This window comes from Pseudomonas sp. GM55, from assembly GCF_000282395.1.
In the GTDB taxonomy this organism is placed as follows: Bacteria; Pseudomonadota; Gammaproteobacteria; order Pseudomonadales; family Pseudomonadaceae; genus Aquipseudomonas; species Aquipseudomonas fluorescens_CC.
On sequence record NZ_AKJJ01000045.1, the window covers coordinates 25,154 to 44,639 of the forward strand.

A 19,486-nucleotide genomic window follows, 5' to 3' on the forward strand; every position below is an offset into this window, starting at 1 on the left:
ATCCGCATCAAGGTAAATTCCGGCCGTGAAAAAGGCGCCTGTAAAAAGGCGCCTTTTTCATGTCCGCATGGAAGCGATCTATCGCCCCAGCAACCGCGCCAGCCCCACACGCATCGGGGTCTGCTCCGAGGTCGTGAAGCGCTCCAACAGACGCCGGTTGTTCGCCCGGGAGTGGCGAATGTCACCGGAGCGCGCCGGGCCGTAGCTCACCGGTGGCAGCTTGCCGACTACAGCTTCGAGCGCTTCGAGCATTTGCTTGAGGGTCGTTGCCTGGTTCCAGCCAACGTTGACCGCACCGACTTCGACCCGAGGCTTCTCGATGGCCTGCACCAGCAGGTCGACCAGGTCTTCGACGTAGACAAAGTCCCGGGTTTGCTCGCCATCGCCGAACACGGTGATCGGCAGGCCCTTTTGCGCACGCTCGCTGAAAATGCTGATCACCCCGGAGTACGGCGAGGACGGATCCTGGCGCGGGCCGAAGATGTTGAAGAAGCGGAAAATCACCGGCTCCAGCGCATGTTGGCGGCGGTAGAAATCGAAGTAGTGCTCGCTGGCCAGTTTGTCCGCCGCATAGGGCGTCAGCGGCGACTTGGGCGTGTCTTCGTCGATCGACTCGCCCTCGCCATTGTTGCCGTACACCGCCGCGCTGGAGGCAAACAGCACGCGCTTGACCCCGGCCTGGCGCATGGCTTCGCAGACGTTCAGCGTACCGATGAAGTTGCTCTGGTGCGTTTTCACCGGATCGTCCACCGAGGCCTGCACCGAAGCCACGGCAGCCATATGCGCCACGGCGCTGCAACCGGCCATCGCCTGGGCAACCAAAGCCGCATCGGCCACGTCGCCGACGATCAGTTCGACCTTGGGATTGTCCAGCGGCAGATTGCTGCGCTTGCCGGTGGACAGGTCATCGAGAATCCGCACCCCATGGCCCTTGGCAAGCAGGGCGTCAGTCAGGTGTGAACCAATGAATCCGGCACCACCGGTGATCAAAATGGGGCCGTCAGCCATGGCGATAGAACCTGTCCAGTAGAGCGGGAAGCGCCGCACGCCAGGCGCGCGGCTTGATCCCGAAGGTGTGCAGTATTTTCTTGCAGGCCAGCACCGCGTGCTGCGGCTCTTCGGCAGCATCCGGACGCGCGGCGTGGGCCTGGGCGGTCGGGGCTTCGATGGCCAGCGGATGCAGGCTGCGGGCTTCGGTCAGAATCGCCTGCCCCAGCGCCAGCGGCGTGGTCGCCTCATGCCCGGCGTAGTGGTAGGTGCCCCACAGCGGCGCAGCGCAATCGAGTTGTTTTAGCACTGAAATGATCACGCGGGCGGCATCGTCTACCGGCGTCGGATTGCCGCGCCGGTCGTCGGCCATCAGCAGTTCTTCGGGTTGTTCGGCACGGGCGAGGAAGCGGCCAAGGGTGCCGTCCGGGCTGTCGTCCAGCAGCCAGCCGAAACGCAGCAGTACGTGTTGCGGGCAGGTGGCGCGAACGCTTTGTTCGATCCGCCACAACGCCTGGCCCCGCAGGCCCAATGGCACGGGTTCGTCTTTTTCGCTGTAGGCTGTGGCGCGGGAGCCGTCGAACACGCGATAGCTGGAAGGTTGCAGCAGAACGATGTTGTGGTGCTGGCACAGCTCCGCCAGACGCTCGATCGCACGCTCCTGGCCGGCCAGGCGCTGTTCGCTCACCGCCTCTGCCTGAAACCAGTCGAAGTAGTAGGCAAGGTTGATCAATGCATCGGGACGGGTGTCGTCGAGCAGTTGTGTCAGGCTCGCGGCATCCCAGCCGTCTTGCGGCGGGCGGGGGGCGAGGAAACCGATGTCTTCCTCCGCACCGAGGCGAATCAGCGCCTGCCCAAGGGCATTTCCGCCGCCCAGTAACATAAGGCGCATTCGCATAGAGTCAGCAGGCCCAGTCTGATTGAAACAATGGCTTTATCGACATCGCGCCCAGGCGATGTCGTTGGTAATTGCCGGAATCGTTGCATTTTGCGGGTTTAGTGCGCAACCGTCATCCGTAAAGTGTAGATCCGCGGGATTTGTGGTGCTGCCTCTGGCCCCTTCGCGGGCAAGCCCGCTCCCACAATGGATTTGTGTACGCCGAACCCTGTGGGAGCGGGCTTGCCCGCGAAGAGGCCCTGAAGGCCGCTAGAGATCCCCGAGTGGTACTTGCATCTTGCGCCCCCACCCGCATAACTTGCTGCATGAACCTGCCCATCCCCGCAGACAGTGCCCTGAGCGGCTTTCACCCCGCCGTCAGCGCCTGGTTCAGCCACACGTTCGCAGCGGTCACCGCCGCCCAGGCCCGGGCGTGGCCGTTGATCCGCCAGCAGCGCTCGACCCTGATCGCCGCGCCCACCGGCTCCGGCAAGACCCTCACCGCCTTTCTTGCCGTCATCGACGACCTGGTGCATCGCGGCCTGGAAAGCCCCGAAGGCTTGCCCGACGCAACGCTGGTGGTCTACGTCTCGCCGCTCAAGGCGCTGTCCAACGACATCCAGATCAACCTGCAAAACCCGCTGGCCGGTATTACCGAGCAATTGCGCGTGATGGGCCTGCCCGAATTGCAGATCACCACGGCCGTGCGCACCGGCGACACACCACAAAAAGATCGCTCGGCGATGCGCAAGACGGCACCGCACATTCTGGTGACCACGCCGGAGTCCCTGTACGTGTTGCTCGGTTCCGATTCCGGTCGGCAGATGCTCGGCACGACACAAACGGTGATCATCGACGAAATCCACGCCATGGCTGCCAACAAACGCGGCAGCCATCTGACGCTGAGCCTTGAACGCCTGCAGGCATTGTGCGCACAACCACTTCTGCGCATCGGTCTGTCGGCCACGCAAAAACCGATCGAAGCCGTCTCGCGCTTCCTCGTCGGTCGCGACCGTCCGTGCGAGATCGTCGACATCGGCCACGCCCGCCCCCGCGACCTGGACATCGAAGTACCGCCCGTGCCGCTGTCGGCAGTGATGGCCAACGATGTCTGGGAACGGGTCTACGACCGCCTCGCCGCCCTCGCCCGGGAACACCGGACCACGCTGATTTTCGTCAACACCCGGCGCCTGGCCGAGCGCCTGAGCCGTCACCTGAGCGAACGCCTGGGCAAGGACGCCGTGGCCGCCCACCACGGCAGCCTGGCCAAGGAGTTTCGCCTGGACGCCGAGCAGCGACTCAAGCGCGGCGACCTGCAAGTGCTGATCGCCACGGCGTCGCTGGAACTGGGGATCGATATCGGCGACGTCGACCTGGTGTGCCAGATCGCCTCGCCGCGCTCGATTGCCGGGTTTCTGCAACGGGTCGGGCGCTCCGGGCACCAGGTCGGCGGTACGCCCAAGGGCCGGTTGTTTGCCACCACCCGCGACGACCTGATCGAGTGCGCCGCGCTGCTCGACTGCGTACGCCGGGGCGAACTCGATACCTTGTTGATCCCGCAAGCGCCGCTGGACGTGCTGGCACAACAGATCATCGCCGAGGTCAGTTGCCAGGAGTGGCCGGAACAAGCGCTGCTGGAGATGCTGCGCCGCGCCTCGCCCTACGCCGGACTCGACGACAAACACTACCAGGCGCTGCTGCACATGCTCGCCGAAGGCTACAACGGGCGTCAGGGCATCCGCAGCGCCTACCTGCACCGCGACGCCGTGAGCCGCACCCTGCGCGGTCGCCGGGGCGCAAAACTGACGGCGGTGACCAGTGGCGGGACTATTCCGGACAACGCCGACTACAGCGTATTGCTCGAGCCTCAAGGGCTGAACATCGGCACCATCAACGAAGACTTCGCGGTGGAAAGCATCGCCGGAGATGTCTTCCAGTTGGGCAATACGTCCTATCGCATCCTGCGCGTGGAAACCGGCAAGGTGCGGGTCGAGGATGCCCAGGGCCAGCCACCGACCATTCCGTTCTGGCTCGGGGAAGCGCCGGGGCGCAGCGCCGAATTGTCCTCGGCGGTAGCACGTTTGCAGGCTCAGCTCGACGACCTGCTGGGTGCCGCGCCTGGCAACTTGCAGCCCGCGCTCGACTGGCTGACCGACACCCTGGGCCTGAACCTCGCCAGCGCCGAGCAACTGGTGGACTACCTGGCCCGCGCGCGGCAAACACTGGGCGCCCTGCCATCACAAGACACGCTGCTGATGGAGCGTTTTTTCGACGAGTCCGGCGGCACCCAACTGGTCATTCACACGCCGTTCGGCAGCCGCATCAACCGCGCCTGGGGCCTGGCCCTGCGCAAGCGTTTCTGTCGCACCTTCAACTTCGAATTACAGGCCGCCGCCAGCGAAGACGCCATCGTGCTGTCGCTGTCCACCAGCCACAGTTTTGAACTGGACGATGTCTGGCGCTACCTGCACAGCAACAGCGCCGAGCACCTGCTGATTCAGGCCGTGCTCGACGCGCCGCTGTTCGGCGTGCGCTGGCGCTGGAATGCCGGGGTGGCCCTGGCGCTGCCGCGCTACAGCGGCGGGCGCAAAGTCCCGCCGCAGATCCAGCGGATGAAAAGCGAAGACCTGATCGCCAGTGTGTTTCCCGATCAGATCGCCTGCGTGGAAAACCTCGCCGGCGAACGGGAGATTCCCGACCATCCGCTGGTAGAGCAAACCCTCGATGACTGCCTGCACGATGCCATGGACAGTGAAGGCTGGCTGGCCTTGTTGCGGCGCATGGAACGCGGCGACATTCGCCTGATCAGCCGCGACTTGCCGGCACCCTCACCGCTGGCGGCAGAGATTCTCAGCGCCCGGCCCTATACCTTTCTCGACGATGCGCCGCTGGAGGAGCGCCGCACCCAGGCGGTGCTCAATCGCCGCTGGAGCGACCCGCAATCCACCGACGACCTCGGCGCGCTGGACGCCGAAGCGATTGCCGCCGTACGCGACGAAGCCTGGCCGGCGCCCTCCGGTGTCGATGAAATGCACGAAGCCTTGATGAGCCTGGCGTGCATCAGCGATGCCGAGGCCAGCGCCAATCCGCTGTGGCTCGACTGGCTCGGTAGCCTGGCCGACAGCGGACGCGCCAGCCGTATGCAGATCAACGCCGGGCAATCGCTGTGGCTGGCGCTGGAGCGCCTGACCTGCTTGCGGGCGATTTATCCACACGCCGAATGGACGCCGCCCCTGCAAGCGCTGCCGGACTTCGATGAAGCCTGGGCAGCCGAGGAAGCCGTACTCGAACTGATCCGCGCAAGGCTCAGCGCCTTCGGACCGCTCCCACTCAATGCCATTGCCGAACCACTCGGCTTGCCCGCCGCGCAGGTCAATCAAGCCCTGGCGCAACTGGAACGTGAAGGCTACGTGCTGCGCGGTCGCTTCACCCCGGGCACTACCCGGGAAGAATGGTGCGAGCGGCATTTGCTGGCGCGGATTCACCGCTATACGGTCAAGCGCCTGCGTCGGGAAATCGAGCCGGTGGCGTTGCAGGATTTCATGCGATTCCTGTTCGACTGGCAGCATGTGTCGACTGCAAGCCAGGGCCAGGGCGCGGCGGTATTGCCAGCCGTCGTCGCGCAATTCGAAGGCTACCCCGCCGCCGCTTCAGCCTGGGACAGCGACATACTGCCGGCGCGAATCAAGAACTACTCGGCGTCCTGGCTGGATGAGTTGTGCCGCAGCGGCAGGCTGGTGTGGACGCGCCTGACTGCGCACAACAAAAGCGCCAGCACCGCGCTGCGCAGCACGCCGATTGTCTTGCTGCCGCGCAACCGGGTCGGCCTCTGGAGCGGCCTGGCCGAACAGACGCCGGTCAGCGAACTGTCGCCGAAAACGCAAAAGGTCCACGCCGCCCTCAGCCAGCATGGCGCGCTGTTTTTCGATGAGCTGATCCATGAGGCCCATCTGCTGCGTTCGGAACTGGAAATCGCCCTGCAGGAACTGGTGGGCGCCGGGCTGGTGAACGCCGACAGCTTCGCCGGGTTGCGTGCACTGATCACCCCGGCCAGCAAGCGCCAGCCACGCAACAGTCGGCGTGGACGCGGAGCATTCATCGGAGGCATGGACGATGCCGGGCGCTGGGCCTTGCTGCGACGCGCGCCTGCCGCGCCGGTGGCGGAAAACCAGCGTCCCTCGCCCGCACTGGCCGAAACGCTGGAACACATCGCCATGACCTTGCTACGCCGCTACGGCGTGGTGTTCTGGCGCTTGCTGGAACGAGAGGCGGACTGGCTGCCAAGCTGGCGCGAACTGCTGCGTACGTTCCATCGTCTGGAGGCACGCGGCGAGATTCGTGGCGGACGCTTTGTCAGCGGCCTGGCGGGTGAGCAATTCGCCTTGCCCGAGGCGATTCCATTGTTGCGGGAGGTGCGGCGTCGGCCTCATGACGGCAGTCTGGTCGCGGTGTGCGGGGTCGATCCGCTGAACCTCGCCGGCACGCTGTTGCCGGGTGCGAAGGTGCCGGCACTGGCGAGCAATCGGCTGGTGTATCGCGACGGGTTGCCGGTCGCCGCCGAGATTGCCGGCAAGCAGCAGTTCTGGGGGAAACTGGATCAGCAGATGGGCGCTGAAATACATAAAAAACTGATTCAACACAGTTATCTGTAGGAGCTGGCTTGCCAGCGAAGAGGCCGTCAGGCTCAACATCAGTGTTGCCTGACCATGCGCCTTCGCTGGCAAGCCAGCTCCTACAGGAGTGTTGCTATTGAGACCGCAGCCTATCCGGCATCAACACCGCCGAATGATCCGGCTCATGCCCGGCCTCGAGTGGTGGCTCGACCGGATGCCTCGGCACCAGCGCCTGCTGTGGATAAGTCTGCGCGAAATGCACCCACGGGCAGTTATCCACAAGCTTTTTCAGGCGCTGGTTGAAAGCCCGGCTCACGGCATACTGGCCCCCGGACACCGTACGGAATTGCGCGGTCAGCACCACGCCGTTGAGGTCCATTTTGTCGACGCCAAACACATCCAGCGGCCCTTGCAGGTTGTAGCGCAGGAACGGGTCGCTGCTGATGGAATGCCCCACCTCGCGGATCAGCTCGATGGCCTTGTCGACATCGGTGTCATAAGTGAATTGCACCGAGAAAAACGCATAGGCGAATTGCCGCGATTGGTTGGTCACGGCCTTGATCTGCCCAAACGGTACCGAGTGCACGAAGCCCTTGCCGTCGCGCAGGCGCAAGGTGCGGATGGTCAGGCCTTCGACTGTGCCGGCATGCCCGGAATCAAGCACCACCCAGTCGCCGATGGACAGGGTGTCTTCGATGATGATGAACAGCCCGGTAATCACGTCCTGCACCAGTTGCTGGGAGCCGAAACCGATTGCCAGGCCGATGACCCCGGCACCGGCCAGGAACGGCGCGACGTTGATCCCCAGGTTGGCCATGGTGGTGATCGCGCAAATCACCACCAGGATGATTTTGATCGCGTTGCGCAGCAGCGGCAGGATGGTTTTCACCCGCGTACTCGGCTGGCGCGCCGAGCGCTTGTTGGCCGGTGGTTTCAGGGCTTCCTGAATCGCCGTGTCGAGCACCACCCAGACCATCCAGGTCACCAGCAGGATCAGGCCGATATGGCTCAGGGAGTCACTGATCGCCCGGCCCACGGCATTGCTCACCGCGAATTCGAACAGCGACACGCCCCAGATCCGCCCGAGGATATCGATGAACACGATGGCCATGCCGATGCGCAGCAAGGCATGGGACAAGTTGAGAAAACGCTCCTTGTAGGCGCCGCTGCGGCGCAGGTCCGCTGCGCTGCGCGCCTTGAACAGATGGTGCAGCGTGGTGCTGAGAAACACCGTGGCAATCAGCAACACCGTAGTGAACAAGGCGCTGCGCAGCACTCTCTGGTTGTCCACCCCGGCGCCGATCAGGTTGATGATCGAAACCAGTACCATCAACAGAATCGGCCAATACCAAAGCCCGGAAAATATCCGCAGGGTTTCACGCAACGCCGGCTGACCGAGGCGCTGGGCCAGCGGCAGGATGCGGATCACATGGGCCACCGGGCGCCGCAGGCGGATCACCAGCAAGCCGAAGGCAATCGACGCCGCCAACCCGGTGAACACGGCGATGCTGCTGGTGAGATTGTTGCCCAGTTGATGGGCGATCTGCGGACTGGTCAGGGCATCGCTCAAGGCCACCAGAAAGCCGATACCGAATAACGGCCGGGGACTGTTCTCGCGGATGATCTGCACCGCCCGCCGCTTGTGCCCGGCATTGAATACCACCACCAGCGACATCACCAATGACGCGGAAAATATCCCCGCGCTTGCGGCATAAGCCAGACACAGCGCCAGCGCCCGACCGGCCGATATCGGCAAAAACTGGCTGGCATAGATTGTTAACGGCAGACTGACCACCGCCGGCAAGGTGTAGGGCAGCACGTAACCGAGCAACGCCTGGCCCCGTTCGCGACTGAGCAGTAAACGGTGCTCGCACAGACGCCTGGCGGTCATCCGCCCAAGCAGCCAAAGACAGGCAAACACGGCCGTCCACACGCAGGTCAACAGCAGGAAATCGCTGGCGACACTCCAGGCCGAACGGGCCGAAGGCTGATTGACCAACTGATCCACTTCATCGGCCGCGCGGTCGGCACGCAAGCGCCAGGCGTCGACCAGGTTCTGATTGAGATCAAGCCTGGACTGGACCTCGTCGATGCTTGAACTGATGGCCCCCAGTAACCCGCCTTGCACCAGCGGCTCAGGGTGTGCCGGCGGCGTCGCGGCGGTCGCGGTGGCCGGCAGCCCCGGTATCGCGGCGGCTTCCAGTTGCTCGCTGCCCAGAAACAGCAACGCCCCCAGCAGTATCGCGGTCTTGAGCCTGATCAAAGCACCCGCTCCTTTGCCTGTGTCTGTAAGGAACTGATCGAGAAATACCGTGCAAGTTCGGCTTTTGCCCGCAGATAGCAGAACGACGATGCCTGCCTGTGGCACAGACTAGCACTCGCGCTCGCGATCTTTGCGCCCAAGGCAAATATCAAATGTCCGTCCCTGTATTTTTCCGCACAACCCGAACCCCGACACTGCGCTCCATCGAATCTACCTCCGGAGTTGCAGCCATGCCCATTGCCTTGCTCGCGCTGACCCTCAGCGCCTTTGCCATCGGGACGACCGAGTTCGTCATCGTTGGCCTGTTACCCACCATCGGTGCCGACCTCGGCGTCAGCCTGCCATCCGCCGGCCTGCTGGTCAGCCTGTATGCCCTTGGTGTTGCCGTCGGCGCCCCGGTGCTGACCGCCCTCACCGGCAAGGTTCCGCGCAAGTTGCTGCTGTTGTCGCTGATGGTGCTGTTCACCCTCGGCAATCTGCTGGCGTGGCAAGCACCGAGCTACGAGTCGTTGATCCTCGCACGGATCGTCACCGGCCTGGCCCACGGGGTGTTTTTCTCGATCGGCTCGACCATCGCCACCAGTCTAGTGCCGAAGGAAAAAGCCGCCAGCGCGATTGCCATCATGTTCACCGGCCTGACTGTGGCGCTGGTCACCGGCGTGCCGCTGGGGACATTCATCGGCCAGCATTTCGGCTGGCGTGAAACCTTTCTCGCCGTTTCGGCATTGGGTGTCATCGCCTTCGTTGGCAGCCTGATCTACGTGCCGAACAACATCGCCCACAGCAAACCCGCGTCGTTGTTGCAGCAATTGCAGGTGCTCAAGCAACCGCGCCTGTTGCTGGTCTATGCCATGACGGCCGTCGGCTACGGCGGCTCGTTCATCGCCTTTACCTTCCTCGCACCGATACTTCAGGACCTCTCCGGTTTCAGCGCCAGCACCGTCAGCCTGGTGTTGCTGGTCTACGGCATCTCCGTGGCCGTCGGCAACATCTGGGGCGGCAAGCTGGCGGACAAACGCGGCCCGATCAACGCCCTGAAAATCATTTTTGCCCTGCTCGCCGCCGTGTTGTTCGTACTGACCTTCACCGCCGGCAATCCCTGGCTCGCGCTGGCCACCGTGCTGGTCTGGGGCGCCGTGGCCTTCGGCAACGTACCGGGATTGCAGGTGTACGTGGTGCGACAGGCCGAACATCACACCCCGCAGGCCGTGGACGTGGCATCCGGCCTGAACATCGCGGCGTTCAACCTCGGCATTGCCGGCGGCGCGTGGGGCGGTGGCCTGATCGTCGCCCACATGGGCTTGATTCACACTGCATGGATCGGCGGCCTGGTGGTGTTGCTGGCGCTGGCATTGACCGCGTGGAGTGGACGTCTTGATCGCCTCGGCCCGGTGTTCGCCGAAGCGGCCGACGGTTCTGCCCGCATTATCACCGGCCACTGATAAACCCTGTAGGAGCGAGCTTGCTCGCGAAGGCGTCGGCACATCCAGCACTAATGTGACTGATACAGCCCTTTCGCGAGCAAGCCCCACATTGGATGGATGTGAGTTCAAGACTGTGTACCGTCCGTAGCCCCATCGAAACTTTCGCCGCCGCCCCGGAGTCATCCAAAAACAGGGGCCGTCAGGCGGGAGGCGACATGACAGCGAATCACACCGATGTTCCCGCACACTCAAATGCAACCGACATGCGGGTACAGGGTTCGTCCGTCACTTGTCGTTTCAAGGTGCTGACGGTCAACACCCATAAAGGTTTCACCGCGTTCAACCGGCGTTTCATCTTGCCGGAACTGCGTGAAGCGGTGCGCAGTGTATCTGCCGATGTGGTGTTTTTGCAGGAAGTCCACGGCACCCACGAACAGCACCCCAAGCGCTACACCAACTGGCCGGCGATGCCGCAATACGAGTTCCTCGCCGACACCCTGTGGCCGCAGTTCGCCTATGGACGCAATGCGGTGTACCCGGCGGGCGATCACGGCAATGCGCTGTTGTCGAAATTCCAGATCATCCGCCACGACAACCTCGACGTGTCCATCGGTGGCCACGAGAACCGCGGGCTCCTGCATTGTGTGTTGCGCCTGCCCGACGACGGCCGGGAAGTGCATGCCATTTGCGTGCACCTGGGGCTGCGCGAAAGTCACCGCACGGCGCAACTGAAATTGCTCGCCCAGCGCCTGGACGCCCTGCCGGGTGACGCCCCGGTGATCGTCGCCGGGGACTTCAACGACTGGCGCCAGCGCGCCGATGCCTTGCTCAAGCCAAGCGGTTTGCATGAAGTCTTCGCCGCGCACCATGGCAAACCGGCGCGCAGTTTCCCCGCGCGCCTGCCGACATTGCGCCTGGACCGCATCTACGTGCGCAACCTCAAGGCCAGCCATCCGCAAGTGCTGACCACCCGGCCCTGGTCGCACCTTTCCGACCACGCCCCGCTGTCGGTGGAGATCGAGCTATGAGCAGCCAGCCGATGGAAAAAACCACATTGCAAGACATCCCCGCCCCGCCGATCCACGAACCGGCAGCGGTCGATGTCGAATACGGCTGGCAAGGCAGCAATCGCGTCGAGTTGCTGGAAAACGGCGAAGCGTTTTTTCCCCGGGTATTTGCAGCCCTGCGTCGGGCGCAAAGTGAAATCCTGCTGGAAACTTTCATTCTGTTCGAGGACAAGGTTGGCAATGAGCTGCAACAGATTCTGATCGAAGCCGCTCAGCGCGGCGTGCGCACCACCGTCAGTCTCGACGGGTTTGGCTGCGGCGAACTGAGTGCCGGGTTCCTCACCGCCCTGACCGCCGCCGGCGTGCACCTGCAAATGTTCGACCCGGCACCGAAACGCCTGGGCATCCGCACCAACTGGTTCCGCCGTCTGCACCGCAAGATAGTGGTGGTGGACGGCAGCATCGCCTTCATCGGCGGGATCAATTTTTCCGCCGATCATCTGGCCGACTTCGGCCCTGAGGCCAAACAGGACTATTCCGTGGAGGTGCAAGGCCCGGCGGTGGCCGACATCCATCACTTCGCCCTGCTGCAATGCGGTCGCCCGGTGCGGGCCAGATACTGGTGGCAACGACGCCGGATGCGGCGTTCGGAACTGGCCTTGAGCGATCACGACGGCCAGGTGCGGCTGGTGTACCGCGATAACGGTGAACACCCGTCCGACATCGAAGAGGTTTACCGCCAGGTGCTGCGCCAGGCACAACGGCGGGTGGTGATCGCCAACGCCTACTTCTTTCCCGGTTTCCGCCTGCTGCGCGAGATCCGCAACGCGGCCCGTCGGGGCGTGGATGTGCGACTGATCCTGCAGGGCCAGCCAGACATGCTGGTGGCCAGGCTCGCCGCGCGCATGACCTATGACTACCTGCTCAAGTCCGGGGTGAAGATCTACGAATATTGCGACCGCCCGCTGCACGGCAAGGTCGCGCTGGTGGACGAAGATTGGAGCACCGTCGGCTCCAGCAACCTTGACCCGTTGAGCCTGTCGATGAATCTGGAGGCCAACGTGCTGATCCGCGACCGTGGCTTCAATCGACTTCTGTTCGATCGCCTGGAAGACCTCAGCGATAACCACTGCAAGGTCATGTCTTCCGACATCGCGCCACGCGGGCGTGTCTGGCACGTGACCGTCGGTTTTCTGGTGTTTCACTTCCTGCGGCATTTCCCGGCGTGGGCCGGTTGGTTGCCGGCGCATAAACCTCGTCTGAAACCCGTCCCCCCTCCGACCGGGAGCGCTGACCATGAACCGCGCTGAACCCCACACGGCAACTCACGCCAGTAGCGCTGGCAAGTCGCACTGGAGGCGCTGGAAACGACCGCTGACAATGCTGTTTTTCCTGATGCTGATCGTGCTGTTCACGATGCTCGCCCAGCGCATCGAATGGAACGAAGTGTTCGACAACCTGGCCGATTTCAAGGTGCGCACGCTGATCATCGCCTCGGGACTGACCCTGGTGAGTTTTCTGGTGTACGCCTGCTTCGACCTGATCGGCCGCTCCTACATCCGCCAGAACCTGACGTGGAAGCAGATCCTGCCCGTGGGGATCATCAGCTACGCCTTCAACCTGAACCTGAGTGCCTGGGTCGGCGGCATCGCCATGCGTTACCGGCTGTATTCACGGCTCGGGGTCAGCAAGAGCAACATCGCGAAGATCCTTGGCCTGAGCCTGGCGACCAACTGGTTCGGTTACATGGTCATTGCCGGCGCCGTGTTCAGCAGCGGCCTGGTGCGCATGCCGCCGGGCTGGAGACTCAGCAGTGGTGCGCTGCAAAGCGTGGGGGTTTTGTTACTGCTGCTGAGCGCCGGGTACCTGGCAGCGTGCCGGTTTGCCAAACGCCGGGAGTGGGCGATTCGCGGCATTGAGATTGACCTGCCGTCACTGCGCATGGCGGTGCTGCAACTGGCAGTCGGAGCCCTGAACTGGTCGTTGATGGCAGCGGTGATTTTCACCTTGCTACCGAGCAAACTGGACTATCCACTGGTACTCGGCGTGCTGTTGATCAGCGCCATCGCCGGGGTCATCACGCACATCCCGGCCGGCCTCGGCGTGCTCGAGGCGGTATTCGTGGCGCTGCTGCAACACGAGGTTTCGCGGGGTAGCCTGGTGGCGGGACTGCTGGCCTATCGGGCGATTTATTTCATTCTACCGCTACTGATTGCCCTGGTGATGTACCTGCTGGTGGAAGCCAAGGCCAAGGCGTTGCGGATTGCCAAGACATCCAAGTGATCCGTGGTGTCTGGTGTTCCGCCATCGCGGGCAAGCCCGCTCCCACAAAGATCCGGGGTAGCCACATTTGTTGAACATCCCAAAATCCTGTGGGAGCGGGCTTGCCCGCGATGACGTCCGCAAGATCACCACAAATCTCAGGACGATTGAATAATGCTCAACCGCTCCCCCACCACCATCTCGGTAATCCAGTCGACGAGGATCGAGGTGTACGCCTGCTGGGAAATCGGGTCGCTCAAGGCGTGATCGGCGCCGTCGATGATGCGGTGGGTCAGTGAGTGCGTCTGCTGGCAGGCCGCCCGGTAGCTCATGATCGTCGCGTGGGGCACGTAGTCGTCAGTCTCGGACTGCACCAGCAGGACGTCCCCGGTAAATTGCGAACAGGCATACAAGGCGCGGTTGCTGTCGGCACTCACCAGGGTGCTTCGGTAATCATGCAGATCCAGCTTGTCCAGATCGCGTTTCGGCGTGTGCCATTGCTCGTCGCGATACAGCGCCGGCACCCGCAGAGCCAGCCAGCGCACCGGCCTGAGCGAGGTCAGGATCGAGGCCAGATACCCCCCGTAACTGGTGCCAACCACGGCAATCGCCGACGTATCAAGGGCCGGGTGCGCGAGCAAGCGGTCATAGGCTGCCAGCAGGTCTCGCAGGTTGTCTTCGCGGGTCACTCGGGACAATGGAATGCCGGTGCCGCCGGTGTGTCCACGCAGGTCGAAGGTCAGGCAGACACAGCCCAACCCGGCGATGCCCTTGGCGCGCTCCAAGTCCCGCTCCTGGCTGCCGCCCCAGCCGTGCACGAAGAGCACGCCGGGGACTTTCGATTTGGGGCTCAGAAAAGTCCCGCTCATCTGTTCGTGGTCGATGTCGATCTGAATGGATTCGCTTCTAGCCGTCATAGGATTCAACCGTCACGTACTTGAGGAGAAAGTCACTGGTCTGCGCCGGTCCGCGGAACACCTCGATGGCGTCTGCCGGCAGTGGCTGATCGATGTAGGTTTCCACCGAAGACACACGAATCGCGCACATCCCCGGATCGTTGACGAAACTCTGCAAGGCCGCGACTTCGGCGCTGCTGGCACCACCCATGCGCCAGGACTGTTCCAACACGCCACTGCGCGGCTGGCCGTTGCTGTCCAGGCCCTGGGCGATGTCGTAATTGCGCCGCGAGGCATAAAAGCCGGGGTAGGCTTCATCCGCCGCGTTGTCGAACACTTGTGCCTGACGGATCGCCAGGCGCACGTCTTGTGGCAGTTCCAGTTCCAGCAATTGGTCGTAGTCACCGGACACCACCAGCAGATCGGAACCGCCATACACCGAGTCGCCCTGTGCGTCTTCAGTCAGGTATTGGTCACCGCAGTAACTGAGCACCCTGTCGCCGATAAAACTCTGGCCGACGCTGTGGGTGATCACCTGGTCCAGGTCCTGCTCGAGCACCACGCCTTCGCTGAACATGGCCTCGGCCTCTGGCCTGGCAAGCACTTGATCGAACTCGTCGAGGCTTTTGATCACCTCCTGACCGCGCCCGGCACAGGCATGAATCGGCTTCAGGCGGATCGGCCCGGAGCGCAACAAATGCTCCGCCGCCGGGCGCGCATCCGCCAGGGAGAACACGCTGACACCGTCGAGCACCACGCTGTGCACCCGCTCGGAAAACAAGGGTGCCCAGCCTTGCGGCGCATGGGCATGCTGGTTGAGCAGTCCATGACTGATGGCTTTGGTGCAGATGAAGTCGTGGTCGACATAACCGCCCCACAAATCCTCCGGCCCCTTGACCCCCAGTCGCCGGGCAGCCGCAGCGCCCACCAGGGTCTGGGTCGGCAACAGATAGAGGTCCCGCCCGTCGTGCCGTTGCGGGTCGTAACTGCCGCCGTACTTGAGCCCCAGTATCTGCGCCAGCCAGCGGGCCAGCGCACGGTTGGTCTCGACTTCGTGCAGTGGCGCATCGGCGATCACCGAATGGGCGACCACCAGTTTCTTGCGGTTTGTTGGGGTCATGCATCCCCCTTCAATCGACGCTTGATGAATGTAGCTGAAGGGGTGCAGGGATCAGGCCAAGGCGCCCTGAGGGGAAAGGGTTTTCAAATCAGCCTGTTGCGCAGTAAGTGATGGCATGAGGCCTGTTTTATTCTGCACGACGCCCTTTGATATTCCGGTATTTTGCACGACTCAAGACCGACACAGAACCAATGTGGGAGCGGGCTTGCTCGCGAAAGGGGTGTATCAGTCACATTAATGCTGGATGTTCTGACGCCTTCGTCGGAACGCCGCCCGGAGCAAGCCCGCTCCCACAGGGGGATTTGTTGTAATGGGCCTATCGTGCCGAGACCCCCGGCGTCACCCCGAACCGCGTCCGATAATCACTCGGCGCCAGCCCGGTGATTTTCTTGAAGGTCGCACGAAACGCCCCGGGGTCCTGATAACCCACGGTCCAGGCAATATGGTCGATGGTGCCGTTGGTGAATTCGAGCATTTCCCGGGCCTTGCCGACTCGCAGATGCTGGCAGTATTCAGTGGGCTTGAGCCCTGTGGCCGCACGGAATCGTCGCAGGAAGGTACGTTCTTCCAGGCCGGCCTTTTCGGCCATCGCAGCCAGCGATACATCGGTCGCCCCGGTGCTTTGCAGCCAGTGTTGCACCTTGAGGATTGCCGCATCGCCGTGACTGAGGATCGGCGCAAAATTACTGCCGCACTCACTGGCGCTGTCGCTGTGCTCCACCACCAGAAAACGCGCGGTATTGGTGGCAATACTTGGTCCCAGCAGCCGGTTGACCAGGCGCAAACCCAGTTCGGACCAAGCCATCAGCCCGGCAGTGGTAATCAGGTCGCCGTCATCGACAATCGGCGTATCGGCCTTGAGCCTGATCGCCGGATAACGTTCGGCGAAAGCTTTGGCCGAGGTCCAATGGGTGGTGGCGCTGCGACCGTCGAGCAGACCGCTTTCAGCCAACAGGATAGAGCCCACGCAAACCCCGCCCAGTGTCGCGCCGCTGGCATGTTGCTCGCGCAACCAGCGGATCAATCCCAGTGGCGCCTGGCCCTCGGAAAAACCGCCAATCGACGGCGGAATCAACACGGCCACCAAGGCGCGCTCCGGGCCGGGATGGCTGTCGAAGACCCGCACCGGCGGCTGATCGCCCTCGACCTGCCAATGGCTGACCCGCAGCAGCGGCAACTGCGCAGTCTGATGCTCGGCGGCGATCCGGTTGGCCACCCCGAACAAATCCGTCAAGCCATGCACCGCCGCCATCTGCGCGCCGGGATAGATCAGCACACCGAGTTCGGCGATTGCCCTTTCTGCGTCCATTGTCAGTTTTCCCCCTCTTATTGTCGGTGCGGCCAATCCCCTGGCCGCCTGCCAGCGCCAATACTGCATTCCACACCCAACACACACTTCGAGGAAACAGTCATGGCCAAGCAAGCGCTCATCGTAGTCGATATCCAGAACGACTACTTCCCCCAAGGCAAGTGGCCGTTGGTTGGTGCCGACGCCGCCGCCGACAACGCCGCCCGCCTGATCAAGGCCTTCCGCGACGCCGGTGATCCGGTGGTGCATATCCGCCACGAATTCACCTCCGAAGAGGCACCGTTTTTCACCCCGAACTCCGAAGGCGCGAAGCTGCACCCGAAAGTGCTCAACCGCGCCGACGAACCGGTGGTGCTCAAACACTTCGTCAACTCGTTCCGCGAAACCGATCTGAGGTCGATCCTCGACGAGCAAGACATCAAGGAGCTGGTGGTCGTGGGCAGCATGAGCCACATGTGTGTGGACGGCATCACCCGTGCGGCGGCGGACTTCGGTTACAAGGTGACCGTGATCCACGACGCCTGCGCCACCCTCGACCTGGAGTTCAATGGCGTGACGGTTCCGGCGGCTCAGGTTCATGCGGCGTTCATGGCGGCCCTGGCGTTTGCGTATGCCAGCGTGGTGTCGACCAACGACTACCTCGCGGCCTGAAGCAACGGCGTTCTACCACGAATAAAAAAACCCGCACTTCAGACCGAAGTGCGGGTTTTGTTTTTCAGCTTGCCGCTTGTAACGCGGGGCTTACAGCTGCTTTAGAACGGAATATCGTCATCAAAGCTGTCGAAATCCGGAGCCGGTTGCGGCGCAGCCTGTTGAGGGGCCGGACGCTGTGGCTGCTGTTGCGGCGCAGGACGCGGAGCCTGCTGGCGCGGAGCGGATTGCTGGTAGTTGTTACCGCCGCCCTGAGCCTGCTGGTCGCCCTGTGGACGGCCGCCCAGCAGTTGCATGGTGCCTTGCATGTCAACCACGATTTCGGTGGTGTAACGCTTGATACCGTCTTTTTCCCACTCGCGGGTCTGCAGCTTGCCTTCGATGTACACCTGCGAACCTTTACGCAGGTATTCGCCGGCGATTTCCGCAACCTTGCCGAACATCGACACACGGTGCCATTCGGTCTTTTCGACTTTCTGACCGGTTTGCTTGTCGGTCCACTGTTCGCTGGTCGCCAGACTCAGGTTGGTCACGGCGTTACCGTTAGGCAAGTAGCGAACTTCGGGATCCTGGCCGCAAGTGCCGACCAATATGACTTTGTTAACCCCACGGGCCATAACGTTCTCCTAGGCTACGCACGCTGCCCCGGCCGGGTTGTTCACCAGGCGCTCAAGGGTGGTGCGATCCAATAGTTCGGTGTCCAGTTTGATGTAAATCGCCGCCTCATCTGCGACGATGACTGCATCTGTTACCCCTACGACCGCCTTCAGGCGCTCGACCAGACCCGCTTCGCGGATCGCCTCGGGCGACAACGGCAAGCGCAGGCTTGTGACGTAGGGAGGTTCACGCATGGTAACAGCAAAGGCCAGCCAGAGGGCAGCCAGACCGGCGCATCCGAGGAACACAACCGACAGACCGCCATGCTGGAACAGCCAGCCGCCAAGAATGCCGCCCAATGCCGACCCGAGGAACTGGCTGGTGGAATAAACCCCCATCGCCGTGCCCTTGCCGCCGGCCGGTGAAACCTTGCTGATCAGCGATGGCAACGAAGCTTCCAGCAGATTGAACGCGGTGAAGAACACCACCGTACCGATCACCAGAGCCCGCAAGCTGTCGCCGAACTGCCAGAAGAATAGCTCAGTGAGCATCAGCGTCAGCACTGCGCCCAATAAAACTCGTTTCATTTTGCGTTTCTTTTCGCCGTAGATAATGAACGGGATCATGGCGAAGAAAGAAATCAGCAGCGCGGTCAGATACACCCACCAGTGCTGCTCCTTGGGCAGCCCGGCCTTCTCGACCAGCGCCAGCGGCAAGGCGACGAAGCTGGACATCAACATCGCGTGCAACACAAAAATGCCCAGGTCCAGACGCAGCAGGTCCGGATGCTTGAGCGTCGGGATCAGCGCCTGGCGCGCGACACCGGATTCTCGATGCTGCAACGGGTGGGTGGAGCGCGGCACCATGAACATCACGATCACAATGCCGAACAGCGCCATGCCACCGGTGGCAAGGAACAGCCCGGACAACCCGAAGGCGCGGGTCAACAGCGGGCCGACCACCATGGCCACGGCAAACGACAGGCCAATGGTCATGCCGATCATGGCCATGGCCTTGGTCCGGTGCTGCTCGCGGGTCAGGTCGGACAGCAAGGCCATGACCGCTGCGGAAATCGCCCCGGCGCCCTGCAGGATCCGCCCGGCGATCACGCCCCAGATCGAATCGGCATTGGCCGCCAGCAGACTGCCGAGGGCAAAGACGATCAGCCCCAGGTAAATCACCGGGCGTCGACCGATACGGTCGGAAATGAAACCGAACGGAATCTGGAAAATGGCCTGGGTCAGGCCATAAGCGCCAATCGCCAGACCGATCAGGGCCGGCGTGGCCCCGGCCAGATCCATCCCATAGGTCGCCAGTACCGGCAACACCATGAACATGCCAAGCATACGGAAGGCGAACACCAGGGCCAGACCGCTTGCTGCGCGGGTCTCGCCGCCACTCATGCGCTCGCTGTGGGGATCGTGCATGGAAAAACCTCATGTGAACCGGCCGCGATTCTACCAGTCCCATCGATTGGCAG

The 19,486-nt window shown here is 62.9% G+C and carries 14 protein-coding genes; 6 read left to right on the top strand and 8 right to left on the bottom strand.

Features of this window, described 5'->3' with window-relative positions; all coding sequences use genetic code 11:
* Positions 1-78: 78 nt before the first annotated feature.
* Complete coding sequence (locus PMI31_RS11350) at positions 79-1,008, bottom strand: NAD-dependent epimerase/dehydratase family protein (RefSeq protein WP_008018174.1); 930 nt, start codon at positions 1,006-1,008, stop codon at positions 79-81.
* Positions 1,001-1,885 carry a sugar nucleotide-binding protein gene (locus PMI31_RS11355; RefSeq protein ID WP_008018175.1) on the bottom strand — a complete coding sequence of 295 codons (885 nt, stop codon included), beginning with the start codon at positions 1,883-1,885 and terminating at the stop codon, positions 1,001-1,003. Before PMI31_RS11355 ends, PMI31_RS11350 begins: the two co-directional genes overlap by 8 nt.
* 305 nt (positions 1,886-2,190) lie before the next feature.
* On the opposite strand from PMI31_RS11355, the gene PMI31_RS11360 reads away from it, so the two are divergent.
* A complete protein-coding gene (locus PMI31_RS11360; protein ID WP_008018176.1) occupies positions 2,191-6,516 on the top strand; it encodes a DNA glycosylase AlkZ-like family protein in 4,326 nt (1,441 codons plus the stop codon).
* Positions 6,517-6,610: 94 nt separating this feature from the next.
* Here PMI31_RS11360 and PMI31_RS11365 read toward each other — a convergent pair whose 3' ends face one another.
* Positions 6,611-8,740, bottom strand: coding sequence for a mechanosensitive ion channel family protein (locus tag PMI31_RS11365; RefSeq protein WP_008018177.1), 2,130 nt, complete (start codon positions 8,738-8,740; stop codon positions 6,611-6,613).
* Positions 8,741-8,970: 230 nt separating this feature from the next.
* Between PMI31_RS11365 and PMI31_RS11370 the strand changes: the two genes are divergently transcribed.
* From PMI31_RS11370 to PMI31_RS11385, 4 genes are all read left to right on the top strand, one after another.
* Positions 8,971-10,182: an MFS transporter gene (locus PMI31_RS11370; RefSeq protein ID WP_008018179.1), complete on the top strand. Its 1,212-nt coding sequence runs from the start codon at positions 8,971-8,973 to the stop codon at positions 10,180-10,182.
* 245 nt (positions 10,183-10,427) lie between these two features.
* Entirely contained in the window at positions 10,428-11,192 is a 765-nt protein-coding gene (locus PMI31_RS11375) for an endonuclease/exonuclease/phosphatase family protein (RefSeq protein ID WP_043302351.1), read from the top strand.
* A complete protein-coding gene (gene clsB / locus PMI31_RS11380) occupies positions 11,189-12,481 on the top strand; it encodes a cardiolipin synthase ClsB (protein WP_008018181.1) in 1,293 nt (430 codons plus the stop codon). The genes PMI31_RS11375 and clsB overlap by 4 nt, the downstream gene beginning before the upstream one ends.
* Positions 12,468-13,454 carry a lysylphosphatidylglycerol synthase domain-containing protein gene (locus tag PMI31_RS11385; protein WP_008018182.1) on the top strand — a complete coding sequence of 329 codons (987 nt, stop codon included), beginning with the start codon at positions 12,468-12,470 and terminating at the stop codon, positions 13,452-13,454. Before clsB ends, PMI31_RS11385 begins: the two co-directional genes overlap by 14 nt.
* 137 nt (positions 13,455-13,591) lie before the next feature.
* On the opposite strand, the gene PMI31_RS11390 is transcribed toward PMI31_RS11385, so the two are convergent.
* The 3 genes from PMI31_RS11390 to PMI31_RS11400 form a co-directional block, all read right to left on the bottom strand.
* On the bottom strand, positions 13,592-14,350 hold the full coding sequence (locus tag PMI31_RS11390; protein ID WP_008018183.1) for an alpha/beta hydrolase family protein: 759 nt from the start codon (positions 14,348-14,350) through the stop codon (positions 13,592-13,594).
* Positions 14,340-15,449 (bottom strand): DUF3182 family protein, encoded by a 1,110-nt coding sequence (locus PMI31_RS11395; RefSeq protein ID WP_008018184.1) that lies wholly within the window; start codon positions 15,447-15,449, stop codon positions 14,340-14,342. The genes PMI31_RS11390 and PMI31_RS11395 overlap by 11 nt, the downstream gene beginning before the upstream one ends.
* Before the next feature lie 316 nt (positions 15,450-15,765).
* Complete coding sequence (locus tag PMI31_RS11400; protein ID WP_008018185.1) at positions 15,766-16,758, bottom strand: GlxA family transcriptional regulator; 993 nt, start codon at positions 16,756-16,758, stop codon at positions 15,766-15,768.
* 102 nt (positions 16,759-16,860) lie between these two features.
* Between PMI31_RS11400 and PMI31_RS11405 the strand changes: the two genes are divergently transcribed.
* Positions 16,861-17,409 carry a cysteine hydrolase family protein gene (locus PMI31_RS11405; RefSeq protein ID WP_008018186.1) on the top strand — a complete coding sequence of 183 codons (549 nt, stop codon included), beginning with the start codon at positions 16,861-16,863 and terminating at the stop codon, positions 17,407-17,409.
* Positions 17,410-17,510: 101 nt separating this feature from the next.
* Here the strand turns inward: PMI31_RS11405 and PMI31_RS11410 are convergent, their stop codons facing one another.
* Together PMI31_RS11410 and PMI31_RS11415 are read right to left on the bottom strand one after the other, a co-directional pair.
* Positions 17,511-18,026 (bottom strand): single-stranded DNA-binding protein, encoded by a 516-nt coding sequence (locus tag PMI31_RS11410; protein ID WP_008018187.1) that lies wholly within the window; start codon positions 18,024-18,026, stop codon positions 17,511-17,513.
* A gap of 9 nt (positions 18,027-18,035) precedes the next feature.
* Positions 18,036-19,433, bottom strand: a complete 1,398-nt coding sequence (locus tag PMI31_RS11415; protein ID WP_008018189.1) for an MFS transporter — start codon at positions 19,431-19,433, stop codon at positions 18,036-18,038.
* Positions 19,434-19,486: the final 53 nt, after the last annotated feature.

Coding starts and splice junctions, on each gene's coding strand:
- PMI31_RS11400 (WP_008018185.1), bottom strand. CDS start 16,758: ATGGACGCAGAAAGGGCAATCGCCGAACTCGGTGTGCTGATCTATCCC.
- clsB (WP_008018181.1), top strand. CDS start 11,189: ATGAGCAGCCAGCCGATGGAAAAAACCACATTGCAAGACATCCCCGCC.
- PMI31_RS11350 (WP_008018174.1), bottom strand. CDS start 1,008: ATGGCTGACGGCCCCATTTTGATCACCGGTGGTGCCGGATTCATTGGT.
- PMI31_RS11390 (WP_008018183.1), bottom strand. CDS start 14,350: ATGACGGCTAGAAGCGAATCCATTCAGATCGACATCGACCACGAACAG.
- PMI31_RS11355 (WP_008018175.1), bottom strand. CDS start 1,885: ATGCGAATGCGCCTTATGTTACTGGGCGGCGGAAATGCCCTTGGGCAG.
- PMI31_RS11410 (WP_008018187.1), bottom strand. CDS start 18,026: ATGGCCCGTGGGGTTAACAAAGTCATATTGGTCGGCACTTGCGGCCAG.
- PMI31_RS11370 (WP_008018179.1), top strand. CDS start 8,971: ATGCCCATTGCCTTGCTCGCGCTGACCCTCAGCGCCTTTGCCATCGGG.
- PMI31_RS11360 (WP_008018176.1), top strand. CDS start 2,191: ATGAACCTGCCCATCCCCGCAGACAGTGCCCTGAGCGGCTTTCACCCC.
- PMI31_RS11385 (WP_008018182.1), top strand. CDS start 12,468: ATGAACCGCGCTGAACCCCACACGGCAACTCACGCCAGTAGCGCTGGC.
- PMI31_RS11405 (WP_008018186.1), top strand. CDS start 16,861: ATGGCCAAGCAAGCGCTCATCGTAGTCGATATCCAGAACGACTACTTC.
- PMI31_RS11415 (WP_008018189.1), bottom strand. CDS start 19,433: ATGCACGATCCCCACAGCGAGCGCATGAGTGGCGGCGAGACCCGCGCA.
- PMI31_RS11375 (WP_043302351.1), top strand. CDS start 10,428: ATGCGGGTACAGGGTTCGTCCGTCACTTGTCGTTTCAAGGTGCTGACG.
- PMI31_RS11395 (WP_008018184.1), bottom strand. CDS start 15,449: ATGACCCCAACAAACCGCAAGAAACTGGTGGTCGCCCATTCGGTGATC.